Here is a 26,454-nt window from a genome sequence, read left to right as displayed (position 1 = left end):
GGCTCGCCCCGGGGGTGGTCTCGCGAAGCTCGGTCGGATGACGGGTGTTCCAGGGAACGCAAACGCCTCATTCCGTGACGCACCCCTCAACCGTCTCGGCGCTGCGCACCGATCCACCTTCTCCCACAGGGGAGAAGGAAAAGAGCCTTAGCCCGCCGTCCGCGCCAGCTGCATGTCCACGAACTGCACGCCCTTGGCCGCAACTCCAGCCCACTCCGACTCCGCGTCGAGCTCCAGATACCGCGCCCACAGCCGCCGCGCTTCCAGCAAATTGCCGGCGTCGAATTCGAGCCGGGCGAGATTGAAAACCGGATCGGCGTAATTGCCGTCGAGCGCGATCGCCTTCCACAAGTGCCTTCGCGCCGACGCCGTCTTGCCCTCCTCGCTCATCAGCCCGGCGAGATTGAACCAGGCCTCGACGAAAGCCGGATCGAGCTTGATCGCGCGCGCATAGTCATGGGCCGCTTCCGCCGGGTGGCCGCCGGCGCGCAGGCAGTTGGCGCGGTTGAAGGCGGCGATCGCGTCGCCTGGATCGATGGCAAGGCAGCGCTGGTAGAGCGCGGCGGCACCATCATGGTCGCCGCCCTCCTCCGCCGCTTCGGCCTCGGCGAACAGCTCTTCCAGCGGATCGTCGTCGGAGGCGCCGAGATCGAACAGCAATTGCCCGTCGAGCTCGCTCTCGCCGCCATCCAGATAGATCGCATCGGGCCGCCCGGATGCCGAGCCGACCGCGAGCGACTTGGCGGTGAGCGAAGCCACCGGGCCGGAACGATGCACCGAGCGCGCGATCGCGCCCCATGTCGCGCCACCGGCGACCAGCCCGGCATATTTGCGCGCCAGGATCAGGTCGCGGAAGGAATAGGGTTCCGAGTCATGTTCGAAGGCATCGAACAGCGACAAGAGATCGAGGTCGGCGCCGGATAGCTGCGACTGATCGATCAGCGATTGCCGCGACAGCGAGGAGGCCTCAGGCGCCTTCATCAGTCCGAGCAGGCGCAGAAAACCGTTCTCGCTGAGCAATGTGCGCCCGGCGCCGCGCTCGGCGGCGACGCGGCGTTCGACCTCGACATCGCCGGTCTTCGTGAGCCCGGCTTTGACCAGCCCGGCCTTGACCAGCAGACCGCGACCGAACACGACATGCGTGGTGCGCCGGATGACACCGCGCCTGAGTTCGCCATGCTGGCGCGCGACCTCGCGCGCCGCCAGCCTGAGCGGAAACGCCGCCAGCGCGCCGATCGTGCCGAATATCGCGCCGGCTGGTGCCGTCACTTCTTGCTCTTGCCGACCGCCTTCAGCAGGTTGGCTTTCAGCGGATTTTCAGCAGCGCCGCCCACAGCCGTCTTTTTGGCGGGCTTGGCGGGCGTCTCGTCGGCCTTGCTCTTCGACTTGGCCGGCGGCTTCGACTGCGACAGGCTCGCCTTCAGCGCATCCATCAAATTGATGACGTTGCCGCGCTCGGGTGCCGCCGCGATGATGGGCTTGTGGCCCTTCAGCTTCTCGCGGATCATCGCCATCAGCGCGATCTCATAGCGATCCTCGTAGTTCTTCGGATCGAAGGTGGTTTCCTTCTGCTTGATCAGCGCTTCGGCCAGTTGCAGCATTTCAGGATCCGGGTTGCCCGCAGGGATGTTGCCGAAATATTCAGCCGTGCCGCGCACTTCGTTCGGGTTCCTCAACGTACACACGAACATGCCGTTTTCGCGCGCGCCGATCGTCACCACGCGCTCGCGGCTGGACAGGACCAGCCGGGCGATCGCCAGCTTGCCGGATTTGCGCATCGCTTCGCGCAGCACGGCGAAAGTCTCCTCCGCCATCGCGCCGTCCGGCGCCATGTAATAGGGCGCGTCCTGGTAGATGACGTCGACCTCGTCCTCGTCGACGAAGGCCTCGATGTTCATCGTGTGGTTGGATTCGATGCGCACCGCGTCGAGGTCGCTATCGTCGATGATGATGTACTGCTTGTCCTCGTACTCGTAGCCCTTGACCAGGTCCGAACGCTCGACCAGTCCGAGTTCCGGATCGACCGGCTTCATGTTGATGCGGTTGTGGGTCTTCTTGTGCAACTGGTTGAACGAGATGCGCTCGCTGGCGCTGGTGGCGGGGTATAGCCGCACCGGACAGCTCACCAGACTGAGCTTGAGGTAACCTTTCCAACTTGCCCTGGGCGCCATGATGAACTCCTACGCGGCCATGCACTGAAACTTTTCGCAGCGCTTTCGTCCGAAGGACGAACAAGGCTGCGTAAATCCTACACCGACCCCGCACCTTACCGGCAAATCCTGACGAAATGTTTTAGGACGCCGGAAGGGCCGCGAGTAGAGAATAATTCAAATTGTCAAAAGCGTCGATGGACTTGGGTTTCTTCGCCCTCGCGAAGCGGGGAGGAAACCAATCTATTTGAACGTAGGCAAATCCCGAGCAAACTCGTCGATCTCAGCCCACGGATCGCCCGACGTTTCCAAGAGTCCCGGCAGCGACGCATAGTTCAGGTCCTGCGGCGCGTCGATCGTCTCCAGATCCGCCCAGCTCACCGGTGTCGAGGCCGGCAGGTTGGTGCGGGCGCGCAGCGAATAGGGTGCGGCGGAGGTGTGGCCGCGCGCGTTGCGGTGATAGTCGATGAAGATGCGCTTCTTGCGGTTGTCCTTGCCCATTGTGGTGGTGAAGGTGTCCGGCGCGCTTGCCGCCAGATGCGCGGAAATAGCGCTGGTCGCCTGGTGCAGCGTCTTCCAGTTTTGCCTGGCCGTCACTGGCACGGTGATATGGATGCCCTTGCCGCCCGAGGTTTTGGCGAAGGGCACCAGCCCCAGCTCCTCCAGTTCGCCCTTGATGTGCACGGCGGCCTCCACCACTTCGCGCCAGGAGATCCCTTCGCCCGGATCGAGATCGAAGACAATCTGGTCGGGCCTGTCGAGGCTGGTGCGATGCGTACCCCAGGTGTGGAACTCGACCACGCCGAACTGCGCCAGCGCCAGATAGCCCTTCGCGCCCTCGACCGAGAGGTAGGATTTGGTCTCACCCTCGGAATTGGTCGCCTCGAAGGTGGCAACCGAAGGCGGCATGCCGGTGAAGGCATGGCGCTGGAAGAAGCAGTCCTTCGGCAGGCCGGTCGGGCAGCGCACCAGCGACACTGGACGCCCTAGAATATGCGGCAGCATGAAATCCCCGACCAGCGCGTAGTAGACGGCGATGTCGAGCTTGGTGGGCCCGGTCTTGCCGAACAGGCGCCTGGTCGGGTTGGTTACCCAGATCGTGGCGAGGTCAGCCTCCGCGATCAGCCGCTTGCGCTTGGCCGAAACCGGCGTCGACAGGCCGACATCCCTGAGGCCGCGAAACACCGCATGGCGCAGAGCATTGTCCGCCGTGCGGTTGGCGTAATGGATATGGGCTGAAAACAGCGGCTTCACCCAATGCATCTCGCGCATGATTTCGCGCGGCGCGCCTTCGGGCGCCATGGCGCCTGATGTGAGCGGCTCCAGCCGGGCCAGAAGATCGGCCGCGGTCTCGGCGTCGAAGCCGGTGCCGACCTTGCCGCGATAGTGAAGCTCGCCGTCCTCGAATTCGGCAAGGCCAAGCGCCGCCAGCCCCTCGGCTGCATCCGAAACCGTGTAGCCGGCGATGACGAAATCGCCGGTTTGCAGCGCCTTGGTCTTGGTCCAGCTCTTCGTGCGGCCGCTCTGGTAGGCCGCGGTTGCGCGCTTGGAGACGACGCCTTCCAGGCCAAGCTCCGAGGCCTGGTCGTAAAGCCCCTGCCCGTCGCCGCCCACGTGATCGCTGTACTGGATCGCGGAGTTGGCGCGCAGGCCGGCGAGCAGTTCGGCCAGCAGCGCCTTGCGCCTTTCCAGCGGCGCCTTGCGCAAATCCCAGCCGTCGAGATGCAGGAGATCGAAGGCGTAGAAATGCAGCTTGCTGCCGGCGCCCTCCGCCAGCGCGTCCTGCAGAAGCGCGAAGCGGGAAATGCCCTTGCCGTCGAGCACGACGATCTCGCCGTCGATGATGGCCTCCCGGCACGGCAGCTTGGCGAAGGCATGCGGCAGATCGCCATAACGCTTGGTCCAGTCGATGCCGCCGCGGGTGATCAGCCTGACCTCGCCACCTGTCAGATGCGCCATGGTGCGGTAGCCGTCGAACTTGATCTCATGCAGCCAGGACTCGCCGGTGCGGTCGCAAGGATCGTCACCGCCCGGCGGTTTCGGCACCTGTGTCGCCAGCTGCGGCTCTATGCGGGCGGCGGGAGAGGCCTTGACCGCGCCGGGCAAGGCGCCGGGCTTCAGCGTGCCGGGCCTTGGCGCAGCCTTGGCCGGCGGCGGCGCCACCAGCTCCTCGATACGGCGGCCGGATTTCACGCTCTCCGGCCGCTCTTCGAGGATGTCGAGCGTGGGATTGGAAGCGAGATCGCGCTCCTTGAACAGAAGCCAATTCTTCTTGCCCTCCTCTTCGCCGGGCTTCGGCTTCAGCCTGGTCAACATCCAGCCGCCATTGAGCTTTTTCCCGGCCAGCCGGAACTTGAAGGCGCCGGTGCGCAAGCTCTTCTCGACATCCTCCATCGGCGCCCAGCTGCCCGTGTCCCAGACGATCATCGGCCCGCCGCCATACTCGCCTTCGGGAATGACGCCCTCGAAGTCGATATATTCGAGCGGATGGTCCTCGGTCTCGACCGCCAGCCTTTTGTCGGCCGGATTGAGCGAAGGTCCGCGCGGCACCGCCCAGCTCTTCAGCACGCCGCCGACCTCAAGGCGCAGGTCGTAGTGATCCGCCGTGGCATGGTGCTTGTGGACGACGAAGCGGTTGCCCTCCTCGGCGATCAACCCACCCGCCGGTTCCGGCGTCTTCGAGAATTCGCGCTTGGCGCGGTAAGGTTTGAGCTTGGAGGGCGTCGTCATGGCATCGACCGTCGCAAGCCAGCCAATTGCAACAACAGAGCGCCATGCCTGCTCGAACGGTCCGATGCGGCATGTATCAGGGTGACTAGCCGAAACGTCGCTGCCAACCAGTCACCACGCTCAATCGTCGGCCGCCGGCGTCAGTTCGAGCTCAGCGGGCGACAGGCCCTGCCGCAGCTGGCTCAAGCGGAATTCGTCGACCCAGTAGGCCTCGCCATCGACCAGCACGCGCGCCCTATAGGTGCCGCCTGAAAAACTCTGCGCGGTGATGTAGACCTTGTGGCGGTCGAGCGCCTTGCGCACCGCGGCACGCTTGGAGTTCTGGCTGTTCACGGCACTGGACATGCGCTTCGCCCTCGGTCGCCCTGACACGGAACTCGACCGCTCTTCGCGGTCCGGCGACTGGCCCCAAGGATGGCGGAGAGCGGCGCGGGTGTCAATTTCCTCGCCGCGGCGGCTTCCCTGCAAGACGCAAGCATAGCCGACGGCATCGGCTCGATTATGTCCGCGAACCTGTGGGCTGGAACAGTATGACATCTTGTTTGGCATATGCGCCGAGGCGGCTCGGCGCTTCTGCTTTCCGCATTGTTAACCTCGGCGCGCCTAGGAATAGGCGGGCTCCGGCCGCGGCGCCAATGCGTCAGAGCGGCGCGGGGATGGCGCGGCCATCCAGGAGAACAAGGTTCATGACCGCTTCCGTGCGAAGCAATGACTGTGAAGTGGCTGTTGTCGGCGCCGGACCTTTCGGACTTGGCGTCGCCACGGCGCTCAGGGCAGCTGATGTAGACGTGCTTGCCTTTGGCAGCCCGATGGGCTTTTGGCGCGAGAACATGCCTCGGGGCATGCGGCTTCGCTCGCCCTGGCGCGCAACCTTTATCGGCAACCCGAACGGCTCGCTGTCCCTCGATTCCTACGCCAGCGGCCAGCGCGTCGAATTGCGCGAGCCATTGCTGCGGCAAGATTTCGTCGACTATGGAATGTGGGTTCAGGCTCAGGCGATTCCGGATCTCGACACGCGCATGGTGAGCCTTGTCGAACGGACCAATGCGGGATTCCGGCTGATCCTTGCCGATGGCGATGCGGTTCGCGCCGGCCGCGTCGTCGTCGCCATGGGCCTGAAGAACCAGGAACTGGTGCCCGCCGCCTTCACCGGCCTGCCCTCCGAATTGGTCAGCCATACCAGCGCGCACACCGGATTCGAAGCCTTTGCCGGCAAGCATGTCGCCGTCGTCGGGCGCGGACAAAGCGCCTGCGAATCCGCCGTCCTGCTGAGAAAGGCGGGAGCCGACGTCGAACTCGTCTGCCGAGGCGACATTCATTGGCTGGGCGCGCCGTCCAGCAGCCGGGGCCGCAATGTGCTAGGCGCCGCCGAGGAACTCCTGGCGTCGCCCTCGCGCGTCGGCCCCTTCCCGTTGTCCTGGCTGATCGAGGCGCCGGGTCTCGTGCATGGTTTGCCGGCGGCGGCGCGACGCTGGGTCAATGCGCGTGGCCTCAGGGCCGGCGCGTCGGGCTGGCTGCTGCCGGACTTCGGCGGCATCAAGGTCAAGGCCGGCCGCGTGATCGTCGGCGCCTCCGCCAGCAACTCCGGACTAGACTTGCGGTTCGAGAACGGCTCGACCGCTTACGATCACGTCCTTCTCGCGACCGGCTATCGCATAGACATCGGCAAGCTCGGGCTCTTCGCCCCCGATTTCCTCGATGCGATAGCCTGCCGTGACGGATCGCCTGTCCTTTCCACGGGACTGGAATCGAACATTCCCGGCCTGCATTTTGTCGGCGCCAGCGCGGTCGCGAGTTTTGGCCCGTTGATGCGTTTCACCGCCGCCACCCCGTATGCGGCGCAGGCCGTCACCCGTTTCATACGCACTGCCAGAAGCAAGGGGCAGAACGCACGGCGCTCCACCATGAGACTGGGCGAAGCCTCGGTTCCCGCCGGCCCGAAGCCGCGTTGAGCGTCGCCGGCCCCGCCATGTATCAGCGCGATCAGGCGGGGCTCTCGCCTGTCAAAGCGGAAGAGCTGGGCAACCGGCCGTGCCGGACAGCATGTGAGGATGTAGGCTTGGCGACGTCAGGCGCAGTGTTTCTTGGGGGCGCGCACGGCACGCTTGCCCTGGCGCGCAGCCTCGGCGCGCAAAAAGTGCCCCTCACCTACATCACCAATGATTCGCCGCTGCCGGGCTGGTCGCGATTTGTCGGAGCCACCATCCGCTGGCCCGGCCCAAACGATGAGCGGGCGCTGCCGTTTCTGCTGGAAGCGGCGCGTAAACACCGGCTGGAGGGATGCCTCATGATCCCGGCCGCCGATCCAGAGGTTCGCCTGGTCTCGGAAAACCTCGCCGCCCTGTCGGCGATCTATAAGATCTTGCTGCCTTCCTGGGATGCGTTGCAGTGGGTCTGCGACAAGCCGTTCCTCTACAGGCGGGCAACCGAGTTGCGGCTGTCCATTCCAAGGACCTATGATATCGCATCCATGGCGCAGGCCTCATCCCTGGACATGGTTTTTCCGGTCGTTCTCAAGCCTCACATGGGCGGCGGCAACACCCGCATCGCCAGGGCCAAGGTCGTCCAGGCCGACGACAGGACCTCGTTTCTTGCCGCCTATCGCGACGCGGCCGAACAGGTCGGCGGCCAAAACGTCGTCGTGCAGGAGCGCGTGCCGGGCGGGGGAGAAAGCCAATTCTCTTACGCCGCGCTCTGGAACGAGGGCAAGCCGATCGCGGAGTTCACCGCGCGCCGCTCGCGGCAGTATCCGGTCGACTTCGGCTATACCAGCACCTTCGTCGAGATCGTCGACGAGCCCCGCGCCGTCGCTGCCGCGCGCACATTGCTGTCGTCGATCGGCCATAGCGGCCTGGTCGAGGTCGAATTCAAGCACGATTGTCGCGACGGCACGCTCAAGCTTCTCGACGTCAATCCGCGCCCCTGGTCCTGGTTCGGACTTTGCGCGCCCGCCGGCGTCGACCTGGGCGCGATGCTGTGGGAAACAGTGAACGGCCGGGCCACCGCAGCCGCTACCGCTCGCCCGGGAACGGCATGGATGTATCTGGCCCGCGACGTTGTTTCATCCGTGACGCTGATGTGGCGCGGCAGCCTCGGCATCGCGGCCTATCTCAACTCGTTCGCGACGGTTCGATCCTGGGCGGCGTTCGCCTCAAATGATCTGCTGCCGGGGCTGATCGAACTGCCGCTGACGGCATGGCGGGTGCTGACGAGACGGCTGCTGAACCCGGCCGGCCGCCGGCGCTGACAAAATCGCTCTTTATGACGGCCGGTAGTCGAAGATCGCGTAATCGATGGTCCGCACCGCGTCGAGGAAACGCGGCATGGGCGGCGTCACGCGTTGCTGGAAAGACCCAGCATCGTGGATGGCGGGCTTCGCCCATTCGATGGCCCTGTGGCTCGAACTGCCGTAAACGACGAGGCAGGGCCGCGGGTGCCGTTCCAGCGACGACATGAGATTGCCCAGCACGATTTCGAACACGTCCCTGGAAAAGGGATTGTAGAAATAGACCAGCAGCGGCGTCGGCGGGAACTCATACGTCGCGGCATCCGCTTCGATGACCGCAATCTGGCGGCATTTCTGGGCCGGGCTCTTGTATCGCTCGATGTTGCGCCGGGCGATTGCGACGAGCTCCCGCGCGAACTCCACACCGACAATCGCGGCGAACGGGTAGTGCGACGCCAACAGGAGCGTGCGCGACTTGCCCGAACCGATATCGATGAAGGTGTAGTCTGCGAGATCGTCCGTCAGCCTGTCCATGATGAAGGCGAAGGATCTAGGCGACGTGCAGACGCATTCATTGCCCTGGTCCCGGTGCGGTCCGACGACATCGAGCGCGTCGAGCCGGATCGAACCCGCCGTATCGACGCCATTGTCGCGATCCCACCGGCGCGCCAGCCGGTCGGCAACGAGATGGCGGATGTTGCGTGCGACGAAGCGGCCGCTGTCACCAAGGCCATGCCGCCGCACGAGCAGGAACGGTTCGAGAATTCCTCGCTGCCGGACGAACCGCAGCGCCCTTGCGATGCGTCCCCTCGAGCGGTCCTGCAAATTGATGCTGTGCGTTTCACGGTTCATTGCGGATCGGCTCGGTTGCCTGTCAGCGCAAGCGGCGCAGGCCGCGCACCAGGCCTTGGCCGGCCTTGAGCAGCCGCGGTTTGGAGCGAATGAAAAGCTCGATCCGGCAGCGCAGCGAAATATAGGCGGTGGCGCCCCATCCCCGCAGCGTCATCGACTGGCACAGTTCGGCCAGGACCGAACTGGTGGCGCCGATATGCTCCTTATAGCCCTGGCTGCCAACCGAAAGGTCGAAATAGTCGAACCCTTGCCCGCGCCCCCACATCATCAGCTTGCCAAATGTAGTCAGTCCCGGCGGGGCAACGGCATTCTGGTCGATCCCGAGCAACAGGGTATGGAGCGTGCCTTTCCTGACCAGTACATAGATGACGGCGAGCCAGGCTTCCCCTCCGCGCAATCCGAAGATGCGCACCGAGCCGTCGGAAAGGCCATGCAGCGCGGCAACTCGGTAGAAGTCGACGACGGGTTCCTGCGTCAAGAGGTCGAAACGGCCGAGCTCGCGAAACCGCTTCAGTCGCAGTTCAAGGAGCGTGTCAAAGAGCGTTTCCGTCAGCGCCGGCGTGTCGGCCTCGACCAGGCTCAGGCCGCCGAGCTTTTCGAGGCGGCGGCAATGCTTGTGAAAGCTCTTGGCGAAGGAGGGCCTGCAGATCCGCTTGATAAGCGTTTCCGGTTCGCCGTGCAGGACAAGGCCGGAGGTGATCTGGAGGGAATCGTGCGCCGCCGAAAGCAGCGCCAAAGGATTGGCGACTCGTTGGATCTGTTGCGGGATTCCCAAGATATGGATGCGATCCGCCGGTGGCAGCACGGCGCGGACTGCCGCCCATGCGGCGTCGGCGCCTTGCCTGGTCCATGCCCTGTCATCCGCCAGCAGCGGTGCCGAATAATCGCAGACGCCGCAGCTCAACCATTCGATCACGGAGTGGCCCAGCGCCCGGCGCCGCATCAGCGGCAAAAGCATGACCGGCGCGCCCGTGGCGGCGTCGTTGACCTCGACGACAAGCAGTTCCGCGCCTTTGGGCATCAGCCGTTTGGCGATCCCCTCGACCCACGCATAATGCTGATGCGCGGTGCACACGCCATCGGCCTGAAATCGCAGCCAGAGCGGCTTTACAGTGTCGAGGCTGGTGTGCAGCCGGGCTTTGAAGCGCGCGGCTGTACCGGCGCTGGCGGCAGTCGGGGACAATAACCCATCGGATAGATCCGTCTTGGGAGCCGTTCCCGTGGCTTGCCACATGCTTCTCCTGTCCTCCCGGCCGGCCATAAACATCGTCCACGCAAGCAGTGTAAACCCCGCCAACTCAGGACCGCCCCGGGCAGCCGTGCGTTGGAGCGCACGAAAGCCATGGTTGCGGACCAATGGCAGCGCTTGCGATACCCCCGCATCGTAAACCACGGCAAAGTTCGGTCAGGACCAGACCTTTGGCGCCATTATGTTCGTTGCTTTCGCCTACCGGCCGATGGCCGAACTAGTCGAACCTTTGCCCGCGTGCCCAGCTCGTCGACCTGCCATGAGGCCCGGTGAGACGTTGGGCACTTGCGCTCAGGTCGATCGCTAGCATCAAAGCATGAACGGTGCGTTGATGGACACTTAGAAATTGCACCGATCGGTCGTGCCACGTCGGGGCCATTCGTGAGACCACGCCGACGACAAACGGGGCCTTCCCGCCGCGTGCGTCCGTTACACCCTCACTGCCTCGCCTGCCACCGGTCTCTGCTACCGTTTTACCGGGGCGAACGGGACCGACCGCCGCCACCCGCCCAACCAGCTGTCGCGCTGCTGGTCCGGGTGCTCGATGTTCCATATGCGGTGACGCGCGAAATACCATGACGCCGCAAGGACGAAGATTTCGGAGACCGCGGAACCCAACAGCGACCACGGCGGAGGCGCGATTGCCAGCAGGATTGCGATCAGCGTCAGCCCGATTATTGCGCCACCGGTCGTGATGAACGCGACGGTCCGGAAGTCGCCGAGGATCTCAAGGATGATGCGAGGCATGACATAAAGCATGACCGGGATGAAATTCGCGATCACGAAAAGTCCGATGAATCCGACCGAGGCATCCTGGAGGGCCTGGGATTTTATCATCGGCAGGACGAATAGGATGGCACATCCATAGACGAGGCCACCGATCCCCATGACCAGCGACCAGATCTTCGCTTGCGCCCAGACACGGCTTGTTTCGTTATTGCGCATCAGCTTCGCCAGCTCCGGCTGCGTCATGTTGAAGAGAGCAAGGCTGATGATGCGCAGTGGGGCAAACAGCACGAGGACCGCCGCCAGCGGCGCGTAAGCGGCGGGTCCGGCAATGCCCGCGACCAGCAGGGCCAGGCATTGACCCTGGATGTTCGTGGTGGTCGCGCTGAACGCCGACCAGCGCAGCTGCGGCCAGAGCCTTGTATAGCGGCGGCGCGTCGGCATGCGGAAGCTGATGCGAGGTGTGCGGCGCGCCAGCCGAACCAGGACGACGATGCCGAGCAGATTTGCGGCCGCAAGCACATAAAACACGGTTTGCAGCGCGTCCTTCGCCAACCACATGGTCAGTCCGGTCAGGATGATGCCGGTAATCGTGAAAGCGGCGTCGCTGATGGAGACGATCACCTGCTGGCGCCGAGCGAACAGTGCCGTGCGCATGTGGCTGCGCAGCGACCATGCGCCGACGAAGCAGCCGGCGGCGATGCCGCTCGGATCGCCCAGGAGATGCATCAGGATCGCCGTGCTGCCCGCCATCAGCAGCGACACCACAAGCGCCGCTGTTCCGAAGGCCACGTCATGGGCATCGACGCCGGCGCTGTTGGTGCTCTTGCCCATCCATATCGAGGCGGGGACGGCGGTGAGCGATCGGATGTACGACAGGCCGACGCCGCCCATCACCATGCCGATGGCGAAGAGACCGTAACCTTGCGCCGACAGCATGTGCAGCAGCGCGATGTTGAGGGCAAAGTGAAAGCCGCTCTGCATCGCCTCGCCGCCGACCATCAGCACGAGGCGTCGCAGCAGATGGACCGGGAATTTCACGGCCGGGTCTCCGCCTGGCGGGCGGTTGCCGGCCTGCCCGGCCTCGCCATCGTCACTTTCAGCTTGTCGGCGGCGATCGCCGCGATCGCGGCCGCTGCGACCGGTTCGCTGAAGACTGTCTCGTAGCGCGCGCGGCCGGCGGCAATAAAACCGCGCCAGGCCTCGGGCCGCAGGATGATCGCCTGCAATTTCGCGGCAAGGGCGGCGGCGTTGTTCGGCGGAACATGCCAGCCGGTCTCCCCGTCGCTGACCACCTCGACCAGCCCGCCGATCGCCGATACCAGTGGCGGCCGACCATAGGCCATCGCCTCGATGGCGACGCGGCCCAGCGATTCCGGGCGCCGCGACGGAACGGTGACGATGTCGGCCCAGCGGTAGTGTTGCGAGGGGTCCGGTATGAACGGCAGCACGCTGACGCGATCGGCCAATCCCATGGTGTTCACCAGCTCGGCCAAGGCCAGTTCGCGCTCGGTGCTTTCGAAAGCGCCGCCCACCAGCCGCACTTCGATGCGCGAGCGCAATTCCGGCGGCATCGAGGCGACCGCCTCGAGCAGCACTTCCTGGCCCTTGATCCTGTTGATGCGGCCGAGCAGCAGCACCCGCAACGGCCGGCTGCCGTCATAGTGCATCGGCTCGACCGCGGGCGGGCCGGCAACGCCATTATAGACCACATGCGTGCGTGAACGTCCGGCAATGCCGAAAGCGGCGCGCGTGGCGCGTGAATTGAAGATCAGGTCGGCGTGGCTCCAGCGCATCAAGGCGACCAGGATCGTGCGCATGAAACCTTCGGGGATCTCGTGGATATGCAGGACAGCCTTGTGAGGCAGCAGGCGGGCGGCCAGCGCATAGTCGGCCACGATCGAGGTGTTGACATAGACCAGATCGCATTGCCTCAGACGTCGCCATGCCCGCCATAGGGCCAGCGGCAGGCGCGCCATCTCGACGGTCGCGAGGCGCAGGATGGCTTGGCGCCGCAACACCCAGAGCGGCTCGAAGACGATCCGGCTGGCATGCGGTTCGAGGATCTGCACGATCGGCCCGCTGCGCGGCAGCACGACTTCGATGTCGGCGGACGGAAACGCGGCGCGCAGGGCTGCGACGCTTTCCGCGAAGCTTCGGTCGGAGCCATAGAGTTCGTAGCCCTGATGAACGCAGGCAATCCGCATCTTAATATCCCGCCAGGTTCATACCCCATCCAGCATCGCGCGAGGCGGATGGCTGCCGAAGTCCAGGGGCAAGAATCATGCCCGGTCCGCTTTCCCAGGCGGTTAGGCCGAGGAACCCCAGCAACGCCTCGTTTCGATACAGATACGCCCGGAAAGTTGACCGATAATGAAACAACTCCGGCGTTTGGTAAGAATTTTTTACGACGTTCTGCGACAGTTGCTCCCACTCTTGCCCGGCTGGAAGTCGCAGGGTGGGTTCTGGTGCAATGAACATTCCGGAAAGTCCCGTCGGCCATGACATCAAAGCCCTCCATCCTGATCCTGGGAACGCGCGGCATACCCGCGGCCCACGGCGGTTTTGAAACCTTCGCCGAGAAGCTGGCGCTTTTCCTCGCCGGACGCGGCTGGAGGGTCGGCGTTTACTGCCAGGACGAAGTCGAGCGTGTCGAGCACAGGGTGCGCAGCGAAACCTGGCGCGGCATCGAACTCATCCACATCCAGGTCGCCTCGAAAGGTCCGCGCGCGACGCTGGAATTCGACTGGCAATGCGTGCGCGATGCCGTGCGGCGGCCCGGCGTGTGCCTCGTGCTGGGTTACAATGGCGCGCTTTTCCTGACCTGGCTCAGGCTGATGCGGCGCAAGATCATGACCAACATGGACGGCATCGAATGGCGCCGCCCCAAATGGGGCCTGTCGGCGCGAAGCTGGTTCTGGCTCAACGAATGGATCGGCGCCTGGACCTCGCATCGCCTCGTCGCCGATCATCCTGTCATCGCCGATCATTTGGCGACACGCCGGCCGCGCAGCGCGATCGTCACCATCCCCTATGGCGGCGATCCGGTGACGACGGCGCCGGAGGCACCGGTCAGGGCGCTCGGGCTCGAACCTGGAAAGTACCTGATCTCGATCGCGCGCATCGAGCCCGACAACAACATCCTGCCGATCGTCGAAGCCTTTTGCAGCAAAAAGCGCGACATGAAGCTGGTGGTGCTTGGAACGCTCTCGGATGAAATCCCCTATCACGCCGCCATCCGCAAGGCCGCGAACGGCTCGGTGGTCCTGCCCGGGGCCATCTATGACCAGGCGACCGTGAAGGCGCTGCGGTACCACGCGCGCGCCTATATGCATGGCCACACGGTCGGCGGCACCAACCCGTCATTGGTCGAGGCGCTGGCGGCCGGCAACATGGTGATCGCCCACGACAATCCCTACAACAGGTGGACCGCGGGCGCCGCCGCCCTCTATTTCACCGATACCGGCACTTGCGCCGGCCGGATCGATCGGGCCATCGAAGACGACGCCCTGGTCGAGAGTTGCGGTGAGGCCGCCAGGGCGCGCGCCCGCGAAGCCTTCCGCTGGGAAGACGTGCTGCTGGCCTATGAGAATGAAGCCTTCCGGCTGCTCGGCGTCGTCGCCGGCGAGGCCGTTCCGGTCGACCATCCCTCGCACGCATGACGACGTGGTCGCGCCGGCGGGTTCTCGGAGCGGCGCTGTCCACGGCGGCGTTGTTCGCGCCGCTTTCTCCCGTGTCGTCCAGCCTGGCCGCCACCGGCGAATGGCGCTTCCGGCGCGGCGTCAACGCCTTCCCCTGGTTTTCGCTGACGCGCGAATTCCCCGCACCCCGTACCGACTACGACTGGCCTCCATTCCAGCAGCGGCCGGTCCCGACGGCGGCCGATCTGCGCAGGCTGCGCGCGACGGGTCTCGATTTCATCCGCCTGCCGGTCGATCCCGGCCCGTTCCTGGCCGGCGATGCCGGCACGCGCGGCCGTTTGCTGGCGATGCTCGATCGGGCCGTCACCGCCGCTCTCGACGCCGACCTCGGCATCATCGTCAACGTGCAGGCCAATAGCGCGACCCACTATTGGAATCCGGACCGCATGGTCTCCAGCACTGCCGCGCCCGCCTTCGATCTCTATCGGACGCTGATCGGCGAGCTTGCCGGCCGGCTGGCGCGGTTTTCATCGGGCAAGGTCGCGCTGGAGCCGGTCAACGAGCCGCAGCAATCCTGCGAGTCCAACGTCTGGTCGCAGGTCCAGTTCGCGCTCCTGACCGAAGCCAGGGCATCGTCGGTTACCCTGCCGCTGGTCGTGACCGGTGGCTGCGGCTCTATGGTGAGCGGGCTGACCGCGCTCGATCCGGCGCTGCTCTCGCGCTTCGAACCGATCCTGTTCACCTTCCACTTCTATGAGCCCTACCTGTTCAGCCACCAGGGCGCGCCGTGGATGAGCGAACCCGTCTACCGTTCGCTCAACAACGTGCCGTGGCCCGCCTCGGCCGGTTCGCTCGAGGCGACGCTGGCTTCGGTGCGGGCGCGCATGGCCGAGGACGCCGAAACCTCCGAAGCGGACAAGAAAGCCGCCTACGCGGAAACCGAGCGCGTGCTGAAGGTCTATTTTGACGCCCAGCCCGGCCGCTGGTTCATCGACAAATACCTTAGCCAGGCGCGCGATTGGGCGGATAGCCATGACATCGCGCCCGAACGCATCATCATGGGCGAGTTCGGCGCGCTGCGCACCGACGCCCGCTACGTCGCCGCGCCCGATCCCGACCGCGCCCGCTACATCGCCGACGTCAGGCAAAGCGCAGAGTCGTTCGGCTTTGCCTGGGCCTTCTGGGCCCTCTTCGACGGCATGGGCATGATGGACGACACCACGCGCGCCCTGGACCCGGCGATGATCGAGGCGCTTGGGCTGGAGATGCCGGGCTAGACGGCCTATCCCCGTTGCTTGTCCTTGCTTCCGTCAAGCGGAGGCAGCGATCGCCGAGGCGAAGTCGCGATATGGGCGCAGTGGGCGTCCGAGCAAGGCGGTCAGGCGCTCGACGTCGCCGGCCTCAGGCAGCATCCCGTTGGTCAAGAACCGCTCGCCCATCAGGCGCATGTCGTAGGCCATCCAGGCGGGCAAGAGCTGCTTGAGATTTTGCTCGAAGCCTTCGGTATTGTCGCCGCCGTAGTTGATCGGGCGGCCAAGCACCTCTGACCAGATTGCGGCGATATCCGTCCCGGTCAGTGTCTCCGGGCCGACGAGGTTGATTCGGTCGAGCGCAAGCGGCTCGGAAGACTGTTCGCGGCGCAGCAACTCGAGGGCGGCGATCTCGGCGATATCACGCACGTCGATCATGGCGAGCCCCTTGGCGCCGATCGGCATTGGGTAGGTGCCGTGGCCGGTGATGACGTCTTCGATCATCAGATCGTTCTGGATGAAGTAGGCCGGGCGCAAGATCGTAGCCTTGAAGTCCATCTCCTCGATCATGCGCTCGACGCCGAACTTGCCCGCGAAATGGGGTACGTTCACATAGACGTCAGCGTGGACCACCGACAGATAGACGATCCGCTCGATGCCGGCAGATCGGGCGACGTTGAGCGCGACCAAAGCTTGGGTGAATTCGTCCGGTACCACGGCGTTCAAGAGGAACAGAGTAGAGACTCCGGACATGGCTTTCCGCAGCGAATCGACATCGAGAAAGTCGCCTTGCACGACGGAGACGCCTGCCGGGAAGTTGGCTTTCGACGGATCGCGGACGAGAGCACGCACATCTGCGTCGCGCTTGACGAGATGTTCGACGACTTGGCGGCCAATGTTGCCCGTGGCGCCGGTAACGAGAATGGTCATGAAATTTCTCCTGTTGGATTGCTTGACAGCTCCAATATGTGTGGCTCACTAACAGCCCAACAGGCGGAAATTTTAGACACGTCGTCTCACTGGTGGAACACACATGGACCTCCTTGCCCTCGCCGATTTCAATCTCGTTGCCCGTCATGGCGGCTTCGGCAAAGCGGCAAGGGCCACCGGCCGGCCCAAGGCAACCCTGTCCCGGCGCGTTGGCGAACTGGAAAGCAGTCTTGATCTGCGCCTGTTTGAACGGGGTGCGCGTAACCTCAAGCTCACCGAAGAAGGACGGGCGCTCTTCGAGCGGACGGGAGCGTTGCTCGCCGAACTCGACGAGACCGCTTCGGCGATTGCCTCGGGCGGTCAGAGACCCAAGGGGAGGCTGCGGATCAGCGCGCCTTTGCATTTTTCTCAGACCGCAATGGGAAGGATCGCCGCGGGGTTTGCCCTCAAATATCCGGAGGTGAGGCTGGAGGTCACGACCGAGGACCGGGCCGTGGACATGATCGAGGAAGGCTATGACCTGGTGATCCGGGTCAATCCGGATCCCGACGAAAGCCTGGTCGGACGGGCGTTTCTGCGCGATCGTCTGGTCGTGGTGGCTCGCCCCGACCTTCCTCGCCCGACCGGTGGACTCGCCGCTCCTGGCGTTGCGCGCGGGGCAGGCGATCTGCAGACATTGCACGTGAAGACACAAGGCGGCCGGTCAACGATCAGGATCGAGCCGGTCGTCGCTTTGTCGACGCTCATCATGGTCCGGGACGCGGTGCGGGCCGGCGTCGGTGCGGCACGTCTTCCCATTTCGTTGGTGAGCCACGACCTGGCTGACGGCACACTGGTAAGTTGGGGGGAGATCGACGGCCCCGAGATCGCTCTATGGACGCTCTACCCCTCTCGACGGCTGCTCAGCGCGCGAGTGTCGGCGTTCATGGACTTTCTAAAACAGGCCTTCCCAAACGGGACGCCCGACGAACTGGCTGCCTATATTGGCAGGTGACGACCGTGCCCGCTTTCGGGCGTGGAAAGTCCTAAGAAGCGCTTTCCCGGCGTCATGGCTGAGCCCCATGTCACATGCGATCCGTCTTTGCGAAACACAGGGGATCAGCCGCTAACGGCGGAGAGGCTGCGCTCTTCGCCGGTCGTCTCCAATTGCGCGCACTGCTTGCGCCTCTTGCCGCGCCACCGCCCGCGCCGGCCGGTACAGCACCAGCGCCAGCACCACGAATTTGGTCAACAGCGTCGTCTTGGAGGCGAGGGTCTCGGAGGTGTTGAGCAGGATCAGCCAGCCCAGCATGGGCAGCCAGATGCCGGGATGGCAGCGGCGTGCCACCTCATGCATGAACAGCACGAAGCCGAACAGCATCAGCAGGGTAAAGAAGGCGCCCTGATAGAGCACCATGCGTATGATCGGGTTCTCGATGCCTTGTTCCAAGCCGTTGATGCGGCGCATGCTTTCGATCAGATCGATATCAGGCCCCACGATCAGGTCGCCCAGCCCTAGATTCTTGAAGAGGTCGAACATTTCGACGCGGGCATTGGCGCTGCCGCTGTCGGACACGAAGCGTTCCAGCAGCGCGTCGAAGAAGCCGTAGGAAAAGAGAAGGGCGACCGCCACCGGCAGCAGCGTGGCGAGCAGGACCGCAAGGGCCGCGCCCAGCAGGCTGACGCGTCCATGCCGCAGATAGGCCACGCCCCTGAAAAGCAGATAGATGCCGCCGAGCGCGAGCGTGATCACCATCGCCGAACGTCCGCCGAACGCGACCAGCGCCGCGGTTTGCAGGCCGATCAGCGAAAGCCGCAGCGGCATCGACAGCGACCGTGAGCCGGAGAGCAGCGCCAGCACATAGACCGCGGTGATCGTGGCATTGGCCAGCGGATGGCCCTGAAGCGCGGTCGAGCGCAGGTCCGTGAACACCTCGCCGTCGAGCCGGTAGGGAAACACCAGCGTCTTGGTCGCGAACTCGAACAGCGCCAGCACCGCATTCGCCGACATCACCGCGTGAACGACCGTCTGCAGCCGCGCGAAGGTCCGGTCGTCGTCCTCGGCCAGCATCAGCACCAGCAGCGCCGCCGTCACGAACGTATCGACCATGCCCGCCATGCCCGGGCGATGCCTGACGACGACCACCACCAGGAGCACGACCGAGATGACCGCCATCAGCGCGCTGGCCGGCCGCCGGTCGGCAACGGCAGCCATATAGCCGACCGGATTGCCGAACGTGCATGAACGCCAGGCAAACACCAGCACCAGGAGATAGGTCGACGGATGGATCTTGGTGGCCGGACTGCCGAGCAGGCCGTCGTAATTGTAGCCCACCAGCCATAGCATGCCGCCGGAAACGGCGAACAGCACCGCCACCGTGACGACCAGGCCGAAGCGGGTCACCCAGTCGATGGAATTGCCGGTGCGGGATGCGGCGGCGGCTTGACCCGGCGCGGCCCAGCCGGCTGCCGGGCTGGCGGGCCGGACGGCGGCCATGTCAGGCCGCCTCGTCGACCAGCAAGGCGCCGGTCGGCAACCGCCCCATGACGGAAATGGCCTGCGAGGCCGCCGCGACATCGCGCATCGGCGTCGAGTTCAGCGTGGCGACGAGCAGGATTTCGTCGGCCATCGCTACCAGCGGCGAGGCATTGAGGTTGTCGGCCAGCGCGCCGCCATCGATGACGACGAGTTCGAAGTTGCGGCCCGCCTGGGCCAACATCTGCTGGGCAAAATAGACGCCCTGCGCTTCCTGGAAGACGGCCTTTGACCGGCCCCTGCCCAAAAGCGCGACATTGCTGCCGGGCGTATACTGGCTCAACGCCTCGATGCCGTATTCGCCGCGCAGCACGTCGAGTACGCCCGGCTGCTGATCTTTCTGGCCGCCGCCGGCATTGGTATCGATGAACAGGATACGGCCGCCCCGGGCGGCCGCGGCATTGGCCAGCAAGCGCGCCACCCTGCCGCGATGCGTGGCGTCCTCGGGCGGCGACGTCACCAGTATGGACGGCACCAGCGGCCAGTCCGGCGGGCGCCGGCCCGACGAGAACATGCGCCTCAGCGCCAGCCCCACAACCGCGTCCGTCTTCTGGCTCGCCGCGGCGGCCGTGCCGCCGAAAGGCCACCAGCGACGGGTGTTGCCCGATTTTGCCGGCACCACGCCAAGCACCGGCGCGTCGATGGCCGATTGCATCTGCGCGCTGGAAAGCACCGTGGGCGAGGAATATTCCGCGATCAGCGCCAGGCCGGTGCCGAGCCCCAGGCCGCAGAAGAGCGCGCCCAGGACAAGCAGCGACAGCGGCGGCCAGCTCTTCTTCAGGGCCGGCATGGCGCTGGAGATGATCCGCGCATTGGTGCTGTCGACGTTGATCTGCTCGCGCGTCTCCTGCACCCGCTGCAGATAGTTGGCGTAGACGGAGCGAACGGCCTCGAGATCGCGCTGCAACTCCCGCAGCTTGACCGAAGCCTGGTCCGTATCGAGCGACTTGGTCTTCATGCCGGCGACCTTGGCCTCCAGCGCCTGCTGGTTGGCCAGCGCCCGCTCGTAGTCGGTCTCGGCAGCCGCCCCGATGCGGCCGAGCTCTCGCCCGATCAGTGCACGCGTATCGCGCAGTTGCTGCTGCGCCGCGATCATCGAGGGATGGCGTGGCCCAAGTTCCGTGCCGAACTGCGATACCTTGTCGACAAGCGTCGCCTCCTGCGCCCTGAGGCTCGAAATCACCGAGGAGCGCATCGCTTCCGAGGTCGCGTCCGGCGCCCCGCCCGACCTGCGCAACTGGTCGACCTGCGCCTTCAGCGCCGCGGTGCGGCTTTGCGCTGCCGAAAGCTGCGTATTCAGCTCGGTCAGTTCCTGGTCGCTGACCAGATTGCCTGCCGCCATCACCATGTTGTTGGCGGACCTGTAGGCCTCGACGGCATTCTCGGCCTGCTGGACGCGCTTGCGCTGCTCATCCAGTCGCGCGGCGATGGCGTCCGAAGCGTCCTTGGCCATCCGCGCGCGTGAGCTCGCCTGATCCGCCAGATAGGCCTGCGCGATCGCATTGGCCAGCATCGCCGACTTCTCGGCGTTCTTGGTGGTGATGATCACCTCGATGACCAGCACTTTGTCCGCTCGCCGCACCGCCAGGCGTGCGCGCAACGCATCGAGCGTCTTGGCAGTCTTGTCGGCTTCGCCCGACCCCGAACCCAGCAATCCGCCGAGTAAGCGTCCCAGCATGCCCTGCCCGTTGAATTCAGGATCCTCGGTCAGGTTGGTCGCCTTGATGGCCCTGAGCAGCACCCCCGTCGACTGGACGACGCTGACCTGGCTTTCCACACGGGTTATGCCGCCGTCGGGCGGCACCTGGCTCGGATTGACGTCGTTGCTGACCACCTGCAGGTCTTGCGGATCGATGATGATTTCCGCCGCCGAGCTGTAGAGCGCCGGCGTCAAAAGCCCATAGAGCAGGGCGCCGAGGGTCAGCAGCGCGGTGATGGCAAAGATGAGGGAACGGCGGCGCATCAATATGCGCTTCACGTCGCCCAGCTCGACGGTCGAGGCCGGGTAGGATGGCGCCAACGGCACCGCTTCGGGCGCGTATTGCATCGCCTCCGGAGCGTATTGTTGCGGCAACGAGAGCAGGGATGATTGCAAGGGTCGCTCCGACAACACTCCATGCGCCTGCAAAGATCAAATTGCGGCTTTGTCTTAGCTATGCTTCCAACTGTTAAAACACTGTTAATTATATTGAGAGCTCTTGTGAATTTTGGCACGGGGTTTGCCTAGAAGAGGCGCGGGTGTTGATACGGCGCGGGCAACGGGGAATGACATGGAATGGGGCAACACTTCATCCGTCCGGCCGTTTCCCGCGTCCAAACACCGGCCCAATACCGAACATCACAACGATGAGGATGCGACATGCAGGTGAGCCTGCGCCTGGACAGCGAATGCCCGCGTGCCTTTCACCTGACGCTGCTGGAGCGCCTGGCGGCGCTGGCGCATGTCGAGGTCTCTGTCGATCTCAGGCCGGCCGAGGGCGGCATACCACCCAGCGCCGCGGCGCTGTTTCAGCTGGAAACGGCCATCCATGGCCTGTCCGCGAACGGGCTGGCGAAACGCCTGCCGCTTTCGGCGCTGGCGCCCTATCAAGCGCGGCCGCCGGCAGCGCCCGATCTGGTGATCGACCTCTGCGGCGACGTGCAGCGCGAAGAAACGCGCGTCTGGCGCGTGACCTATGACGGCGCGGCGGGCGAAGCAGCCCTGCTGGCGCTGATCCTCGATGGGCGAACGCCGATCGCCCGTATAGAGGAAAACGGTGCGTACCTCGCCGAAGGCCGCTTGGGCACCGAATATGGCGGCATCGCGCTTGCCTCGTTCCAGGATATGCTGGCGCGCACCGCGAGCCTGATCCTGGCGGCGATGACCGGCGCCGCGCGGCACGCCCTCTCCGTCCTGCCGGAGCCGGCGCACGGCAATGCCGCGCCCGCCCTGCCGTCCTCCGCCAAGCTTGGCGTCAGGGCCGGCAAGGCGCTGGCGAGGCGCGTCGTCCAGAAGATCTACCATCTCTGCTACAACGCCCCGCACTGGAAGGTCGGCTGGCGGCAAACGCAGGGGCAGGACCTGCTCGACCTGCGGGCGCATCCGGCAACGGGCTGGCAGGTGCTTCCCGACGACGGCAGCCGCTTCTACGCCGACCCATTCCCGATCCTGTATCAGGGCAAGGTGACCCTGTTCGTCGAGGACTATATCCACCGTTTGGGCCGGGCCATCATCTCCGCCGTGCCGTTCGGCCCGTCGGGGCCGATCGGCCGCCCGGAACCGGTGCTCGACCTGCCCTATCACCTGTCCTATCCGTTCGTCTTCGAGCGCGACGGCGAAGTCTGGATGGTGCCGGAGAGCTGCGCCAACCGCACGGTCGACCTCTACCGCGCCACCGCCTTCCCTGGCGGCTGGGTCAAGGAAGCGACGCTGCTGTCAGACATCGTCGCCAGCGACGCCACCCTGGTCGAGCATGGCGGACGATGGTGGCTGTTCGCCACCGTCAGGGACGGCGGCGGCGCCTTTTCCGACGCGCTGCATCTGTGGTCGGCGCCGGACTTTCGCGGACCGTGGACGCCGCACCCCAAAAACCCCGTCCTGATCGACATCGCCTCGGCGCGACCGGCGGGCCGCATGGTAGAACGGGAGGGCCAATTGCTGCGCCCCGTGCAGGACTGCCGCAGGAGCTATGGCGCGGCGCTCGGCATCGCACGCATTGTTCACCTCGATTTGGACGGCATGAGCCAGGTTGTCGAGACCATCTTGACGCCTGGCGCGTTATGGAGCGGGCGCAAGCTGCACACGCTCAACGAGGCGGGCGGCCTTGAATTCATCGACGGTTCCGCGATCGCGCCGCGCTGGAAGCAAACGAGCGGCGGGCGCTGACGACGGCCTGCGCATAAGGTCGATACGGCCCTCTGGCAAAAAGCCCCCGCCAGTCATGGCCGGCGGGGTGAGGCTCTGGAGTAAGCCGGAATCGGTCCGGCATGGATCAACGTATGGAGCGGTGGTTGGTTGCGGCGCCAGAAGCGCATTCCCTTTCCCTTTTTTGGGCCCTTGTGCAAGAACGGCCCCTCGCCCCAGCCGCAATCCCGCCTTTCTTGTCGCGAAATTTTCCTCCTCCGTATGCATGTTGTAAGTCGTTTAATCCGGGATAGATTGGATCCAGAAGTGCGCCAAAACGATCGCGCCGGGAGGAATTCGCCATGTCCGACAGCGCCCTGCCGCTGGTCATCAGCGCGCCCGAACCGCGCACGCTCGACCTCATCTTCACGCCGCCGCAGCTGGCGCGCTTCAAGGCGAAATATCGCATCGTCGAGACGACGCCGGACGGCGTGGCGAAACTGCCGGCCGATGTGCTAGCCGAGGCCCGCTACATCGTCGGCCAGCCGCCGATCGCGGCCGAGACGCTGGAGAAGATGAAGGCGCTGCGCTGCGTCTTCAATGTCGAGAGCAACCTCATCGACAACATGCCCTATGAAACGCTGTTCGCGCGCGGCATCCATGTCGTCACAACGGGCCTGGTCTTCGCCGAGCCGGTGGCCGAGCTCGGCCTTGCCATGGCGCTCAACCTCGCCCGCGGCATCGTCGATGCCGACCTTGCCTTCCGCAAGGGCGAGGAATTGTGGGGCGGCGACGGCAACCGGACGGCGCGGCTGTTGTCAGGCGCCGATGTCGGCATCATCGGCTTCGGCGATCTCGGCCGCGCGCTGAACCGGCTGCTGTCGGGTTTCCGCACCAGGACAAAAGTCTTCGATCCCTGGCTGCCGCCGTCGATCCTAATCGACAATGGCGTCGAGCCGGCCGCGATGGACGAGGTGCTGTCCGCCAGCGACTTCGTCTTCGTCGTCGCCTCGGTGACCAGCGAGAACCAGGGCTTCCTCGGCGCCGACGCCTTCGCCAGGATGCGCAAAGGCGCGGCCTTCATCCTGCTCAGCCGCGCCGGCGTGGTCGACTTCCCCGCTTTGATGGCGGCGGTGAAGGGCGGCCACATCCTCGCCGCCAGCGACGTCTTCCCCGAGGAGCCGCTGGCGCGGGACCACCCGGTGCGCGCCTTGCCCGGCTTCCTGCGCTCGGCCCACCGCGCCGGGGCGCTCGACATCGCCTTCAAGCGCATGGGCGACATGGTGCTGGAGGACATGGACCTGATCGACCGCGGCCTGCCGCCGCTGCGCTCCAAGCGCGCCGAGCGCGAAACGGTCTCGCGCATGCGCTCAAAGCCGGTGGACAGGAACTGACAGGGCGGCGACGTCCCTCGCGTCGCTTGACAAAAGCATGGCCAGCGACGACCCTCGCCCGGCCCATCTGGGGGCTCGGCAAGCGGCAGGGACCGTCGGCGGTAATGGCGCAGCTGGCGGGCTCAAGGCCAATCGGTCCGGCCGGCCAAGCGGTCCGGTTCTCTTTTTTCGCCATGGCAAGGCGGCAAGAGCGGCCCTCGCCATGAGGCTGTCGAAAACGCGACGGAGCGCGATGCTCAACACGATCGATTATGGCGGCAAGGAAGCCGATATCGTCCACGCGCTGGAGGAAGACATCATCTTCGGCAGGCTGGCGCCCGGCGCGCGCCTAGTCGAGGACGTGCTGCTCGCCCGCTTCCCGGTGTCGCGCCATACCATTCGACAGGCGCTCTATCAGCTCGAAAGGCTAGGCGTCGTCACGCGCGAGCGCAACAAGGGCGCCATGGTGCGGCGGCTGTCGCCCGACGAGGTACGGCAGATCTACGAGGTGCGCGAGATGCTGCAGCGCCAGGCGGCGCTGATGATCCGCCTGCCGGCGAGCGATGCGCTGATCGAAGAGCTGACGCAGATCCTCCGCATCTATAACGACCATGTCGAGAGCGGCTACCTGCGCGGCATCCACGAGGCCAATGATCGTTTCCATCTCACCATGTTCTCGGCCTGCGGCAATGCCTATCTGGTGGCCTCGATCGAGCATTACATGCGCCTCAGCCTGCCGGTGCGGGCTAACTCGCTGGCCGACAGGGAAAAGCTCGACATCTCGCGCCAGCACCACGCGATGATGATCGAGGCGCTGAAGCGCCGGGACAATTGGGTGCTGGCGCAGCTCTGCGTCGACCATTTGCAGCCCAGCAAGGCGTTCTATCTCCAGGAGATCGAGAGCGGCTGAGACCGCCCTGGCTAAAAGGCGCAAGACTGACAACAGGCCGAGCGGCGCCGGCGCCTTCTATCTCACCTTCACGACCACCTTGCCCTTGGCGCGCCCCGTCTCGACATAGGCCAGCGCCTCGTTGGTCTTTTCGAATGGGAATACCTGATCCATGACAGGGCGTATGACGCCGGATTGGATGAGCGACGTGATCCTGCTCAGTTGATCGCCCTGCGCCCACATGAACAGGAACGAATATCCGACCCCGGCGCGTCTGGCCTTGCGGCGTATGCCGCGGCTCAGCAGGCGCAGGACCAGTTTCAGGACAATGTTGAGGCCTTTGTCCCTGGCAAATTCGGGATCCGGTGGACCGGAGATGGAGATGAGCTTTCCGCCCGGCTTCAGCACATGCAGGGATTTCTCGAGCGTCTTGGGGTCCTGGCTGTTCAGGACGACGTCGTAGCCATGCAGGACCTTCTCGAAGTCCTCCTTCTTGTAGTCGATGACGACATCGGCTCCGAGACGTCTCACCAGATCGGCGCTCGCGGCGCTGGCCGTCGTCGCAACCGTGGCGCCGAGATGTTTTGCCAGTTGGATGGCGAATGTCCCCACACCGCCGGAGCCGGCCTGGATGAACACCTTCTGCCCTTTCTTCAGCCCTGCCCTGTCGACGAGCACCTGCCAAGCGGTCAGGCCGACCAGCGGAATGGAGGCCGCCTCCTCCATGCTGAGACTGTCGGGCTTCAAGGCCACGTCGGCTTCTTCGACGGCGATGAATTCGGCGAATGTCCCGATCCGTCCGTCGCGCGCCCGCGCATAGACTTCGTCGCCGGTCTTGAATTTGCGTACTTTCGACCCGACGCGAATGACGATGCCAGCCACGTCATGGCCAAGGATGAATGGCGGGCGGTAAGGCAATATGAGTTTGAACTCCCCGTCCCGGAGTTTGGAATCGAGAAGGTTTACGCCAGCGGCGTGGACCTCGATCAGGACATCGTTGTCGCGCGGTTCCGGCTCAGGCATCTCTGCAAGCCGCAGGGCGCCCTTCTTCTGATATCTGTCGACGACAAAGGCTTTCATCACATTCGCTTTCTTGAAAT

General features: G+C 65.0%; 20 protein-coding genes. 8 read left to right on the top strand and 12 right to left on the bottom strand.

Annotated features, from left to right (window positions below; all coding sequences use genetic code 11):
• Window positions 1-147 precede the first annotated feature (147 nt).
• The 4 genes from FJ973_RS14615 to FJ973_RS14600 all read right to left on the bottom strand — a co-directional run bounded on the left by FJ973_RS14615 (window position 148) and on the right by FJ973_RS14600 (window position 5,225).
• On the bottom strand, window positions 148-1,269 hold the full coding sequence (locus tag FJ973_RS14615; protein WP_140556388.1) for a tetratricopeptide repeat protein: 1,122 nt from the start codon (window positions 1,267-1,269) through the stop codon (window positions 148-150).
• Window positions 1,266-2,171 (bottom strand): Ku protein, encoded by a 906-nt coding sequence (locus FJ973_RS14610; protein ID WP_140556386.1) that lies wholly within the window; start codon window positions 2,169-2,171, stop codon window positions 1,266-1,268. Before FJ973_RS14610 ends, FJ973_RS14615 begins: the two co-directional genes overlap by 4 nt.
• A 222-nt stretch (window positions 2,172-2,393) precedes the next feature.
• The gene (ligD, locus tag FJ973_RS14605; protein WP_140556384.1) at window positions 2,394-4,880 is read right to left on the bottom strand and encodes a DNA ligase D; all 2,487 of its coding nucleotides are present in this window, start codon (window positions 4,878-4,880) and stop codon (window positions 2,394-2,396) included.
• Window positions 4,881-5,000: 120 nt separating this feature from the next.
• Window positions 5,001-5,225, bottom strand: a complete 225-nt coding sequence (locus tag FJ973_RS14600) for a hypothetical protein (protein WP_140499061.1) — start codon at window positions 5,223-5,225, stop codon at window positions 5,001-5,003.
• Window positions 5,226-5,566: 341 nt separating this feature from the next.
• Here FJ973_RS14600 and FJ973_RS14595 point away from each other — a divergent pair, with 341 nt between their 5' ends.
• Both FJ973_RS14595 and FJ973_RS14590 read left to right on the top strand, forming a co-directional pair.
• Entirely contained in the window at window positions 5,567-6,832 is a 1,266-nt protein-coding gene (locus FJ973_RS14595) for an NAD(P)/FAD-dependent oxidoreductase (protein WP_140556382.1), read from the top strand.
• A gap of 107 nt (window positions 6,833-6,939) precedes the next feature.
• Window positions 6,940-8,127, top strand: a complete 1,188-nt coding sequence (locus FJ973_RS14590) for an ATP-grasp domain-containing protein (RefSeq protein ID WP_140556380.1) — start codon at window positions 6,940-6,942, stop codon at window positions 8,125-8,127.
• A gap of 12 nt (window positions 8,128-8,139) precedes the next feature.
• Here FJ973_RS14590 and FJ973_RS14585 read toward each other — a convergent pair whose 3' ends face one another.
• The 4 genes from FJ973_RS14585 to FJ973_RS14570 form a co-directional block, all read right to left on the bottom strand.
• Window positions 8,140-8,958: a class I SAM-dependent methyltransferase gene (locus tag FJ973_RS14585; RefSeq protein WP_140556378.1), complete on the bottom strand. Its 819-nt coding sequence runs from the start codon at window positions 8,956-8,958 to the stop codon at window positions 8,140-8,142.
• A 22-nt stretch (window positions 8,959-8,980) separates the two neighbouring features.
• On the bottom strand, window positions 8,981-10,192 hold the full coding sequence (locus FJ973_RS14580) for a GNAT family N-acetyltransferase (protein WP_140556377.1): 1,212 nt from the start codon (window positions 10,190-10,192) through the stop codon (window positions 8,981-8,983).
• 480 nt (window positions 10,193-10,672) lie between these two features.
• Window positions 10,673-11,974, bottom strand: coding sequence for a hypothetical protein (locus tag FJ973_RS14575; protein WP_181170909.1), 1,302 nt, complete (start codon window positions 11,972-11,974; stop codon window positions 10,673-10,675).
• Window positions 11,971-13,140: a glycosyltransferase gene (locus FJ973_RS14570; protein ID WP_140556375.1), complete on the bottom strand. Its 1,170-nt coding sequence runs from the start codon at window positions 13,138-13,140 to the stop codon at window positions 11,971-11,973. The genes FJ973_RS14575 and FJ973_RS14570 overlap by 4 nt, the downstream gene beginning before the upstream one ends.
• A gap of 294 nt (window positions 13,141-13,434) precedes the next feature.
• Between FJ973_RS14570 and FJ973_RS14565 the strand changes: the two genes are divergently transcribed.
• Together FJ973_RS14565 and FJ973_RS14560 are read left to right on the top strand one after the other, a co-directional pair.
• Window positions 13,435-14,595 carry a DUF1972 domain-containing protein gene (locus FJ973_RS14565; RefSeq protein ID WP_140556373.1) on the top strand — a complete coding sequence of 387 codons (1,161 nt, stop codon included), beginning with the start codon at window positions 13,435-13,437 and terminating at the stop codon, window positions 14,593-14,595.
• Entirely contained in the window at window positions 14,592-15,851 is a 1,260-nt protein-coding gene (locus FJ973_RS14560) for a cellulase family glycosylhydrolase (protein WP_140556371.1), read from the top strand. The genes FJ973_RS14565 and FJ973_RS14560 overlap by 4 nt, the downstream gene beginning before the upstream one ends.
• A 33-nt stretch (window positions 15,852-15,884) precedes the next feature.
• Here the strand turns inward: FJ973_RS14560 and FJ973_RS14555 are convergent, their stop codons facing one another.
• On the bottom strand, window positions 15,885-16,754 hold the full coding sequence (locus FJ973_RS14555) for an NmrA/HSCARG family protein (RefSeq protein ID WP_140556369.1): 870 nt from the start codon (window positions 16,752-16,754) through the stop codon (window positions 15,885-15,887).
• 103 nt (window positions 16,755-16,857) lie between these two features.
• On the opposite strand from FJ973_RS14555, the gene FJ973_RS14550 reads away from it, so the two are divergent.
• Window positions 16,858-17,748 carry a LysR family transcriptional regulator gene (locus FJ973_RS14550; RefSeq protein WP_140521434.1) on the top strand — a complete coding sequence of 297 codons (891 nt, stop codon included), beginning with the start codon at window positions 16,858-16,860 and terminating at the stop codon, window positions 17,746-17,748.
• Window positions 17,749-17,859: 111 nt separating this feature from the next.
• Here the strand turns inward: FJ973_RS14550 and FJ973_RS14545 are convergent, their stop codons facing one another.
• Together FJ973_RS14545 and FJ973_RS14540 are read right to left on the bottom strand one after the other, a co-directional pair.
• Window positions 17,860-19,230, bottom strand: a complete 1,371-nt coding sequence (locus tag FJ973_RS14545; protein ID WP_210240109.1) for a VpsF family polysaccharide biosynthesis protein — start codon at window positions 19,228-19,230, stop codon at window positions 17,860-17,862.
• 1 nt (window position 19,231) lies between these two features.
• Window positions 19,232-21,364 (bottom strand): exopolysaccharide transport family protein, encoded by a 2,133-nt coding sequence (locus FJ973_RS14540; RefSeq protein WP_140556367.1) that lies wholly within the window; start codon window positions 21,362-21,364, stop codon window positions 19,232-19,234.
• A 264-nt stretch (window positions 21,365-21,628) separates the two neighbouring features.
• On the opposite strand from FJ973_RS14540, the gene FJ973_RS14535 reads away from it, so the two are divergent.
• From FJ973_RS14535 to FJ973_RS14525, 3 genes are all read left to right on the top strand, one after another.
• A complete protein-coding gene (locus FJ973_RS14535) occupies window positions 21,629-23,134 on the top strand; it encodes a formyl transferase (RefSeq protein WP_140556366.1) in 1,506 nt (501 codons plus the stop codon).
• A 320-nt stretch (window positions 23,135-23,454) separates the two neighbouring features.
• Window positions 23,455-24,486, top strand: coding sequence for a hydroxyacid dehydrogenase (locus tag FJ973_RS14530; protein WP_140499087.1), 1,032 nt, complete (start codon window positions 23,455-23,457; stop codon window positions 24,484-24,486).
• Window positions 24,487-24,718: 232 nt separating this feature from the next.
• Window positions 24,719-25,375, top strand: coding sequence for a GntR family transcriptional regulator (locus FJ973_RS14525; RefSeq protein ID WP_140499090.1), 657 nt, complete (start codon window positions 24,719-24,721; stop codon window positions 25,373-25,375).
• Between the two features lie 57 nt (window positions 25,376-25,432).
• Here the strand turns inward: FJ973_RS14525 and FJ973_RS14520 are convergent, their stop codons facing one another.
• Complete coding sequence (locus FJ973_RS14520; RefSeq protein ID WP_140499092.1) at window positions 25,433-26,434, bottom strand: NADP-dependent oxidoreductase; 1,002 nt, start codon at window positions 26,432-26,434, stop codon at window positions 25,433-25,435.
• Window positions 26,435-26,454 lie beyond the last annotated feature (20 nt).

This window comes from Mesorhizobium sp. B2-1-3 (genome assembly GCF_006442495.1).
Taxonomy (GTDB): domain Bacteria; phylum Pseudomonadota; class Alphaproteobacteria; order Rhizobiales; family Rhizobiaceae; genus Mesorhizobium.
This window is presented reverse-complemented; position numbering and strand designations above follow the sequence as displayed.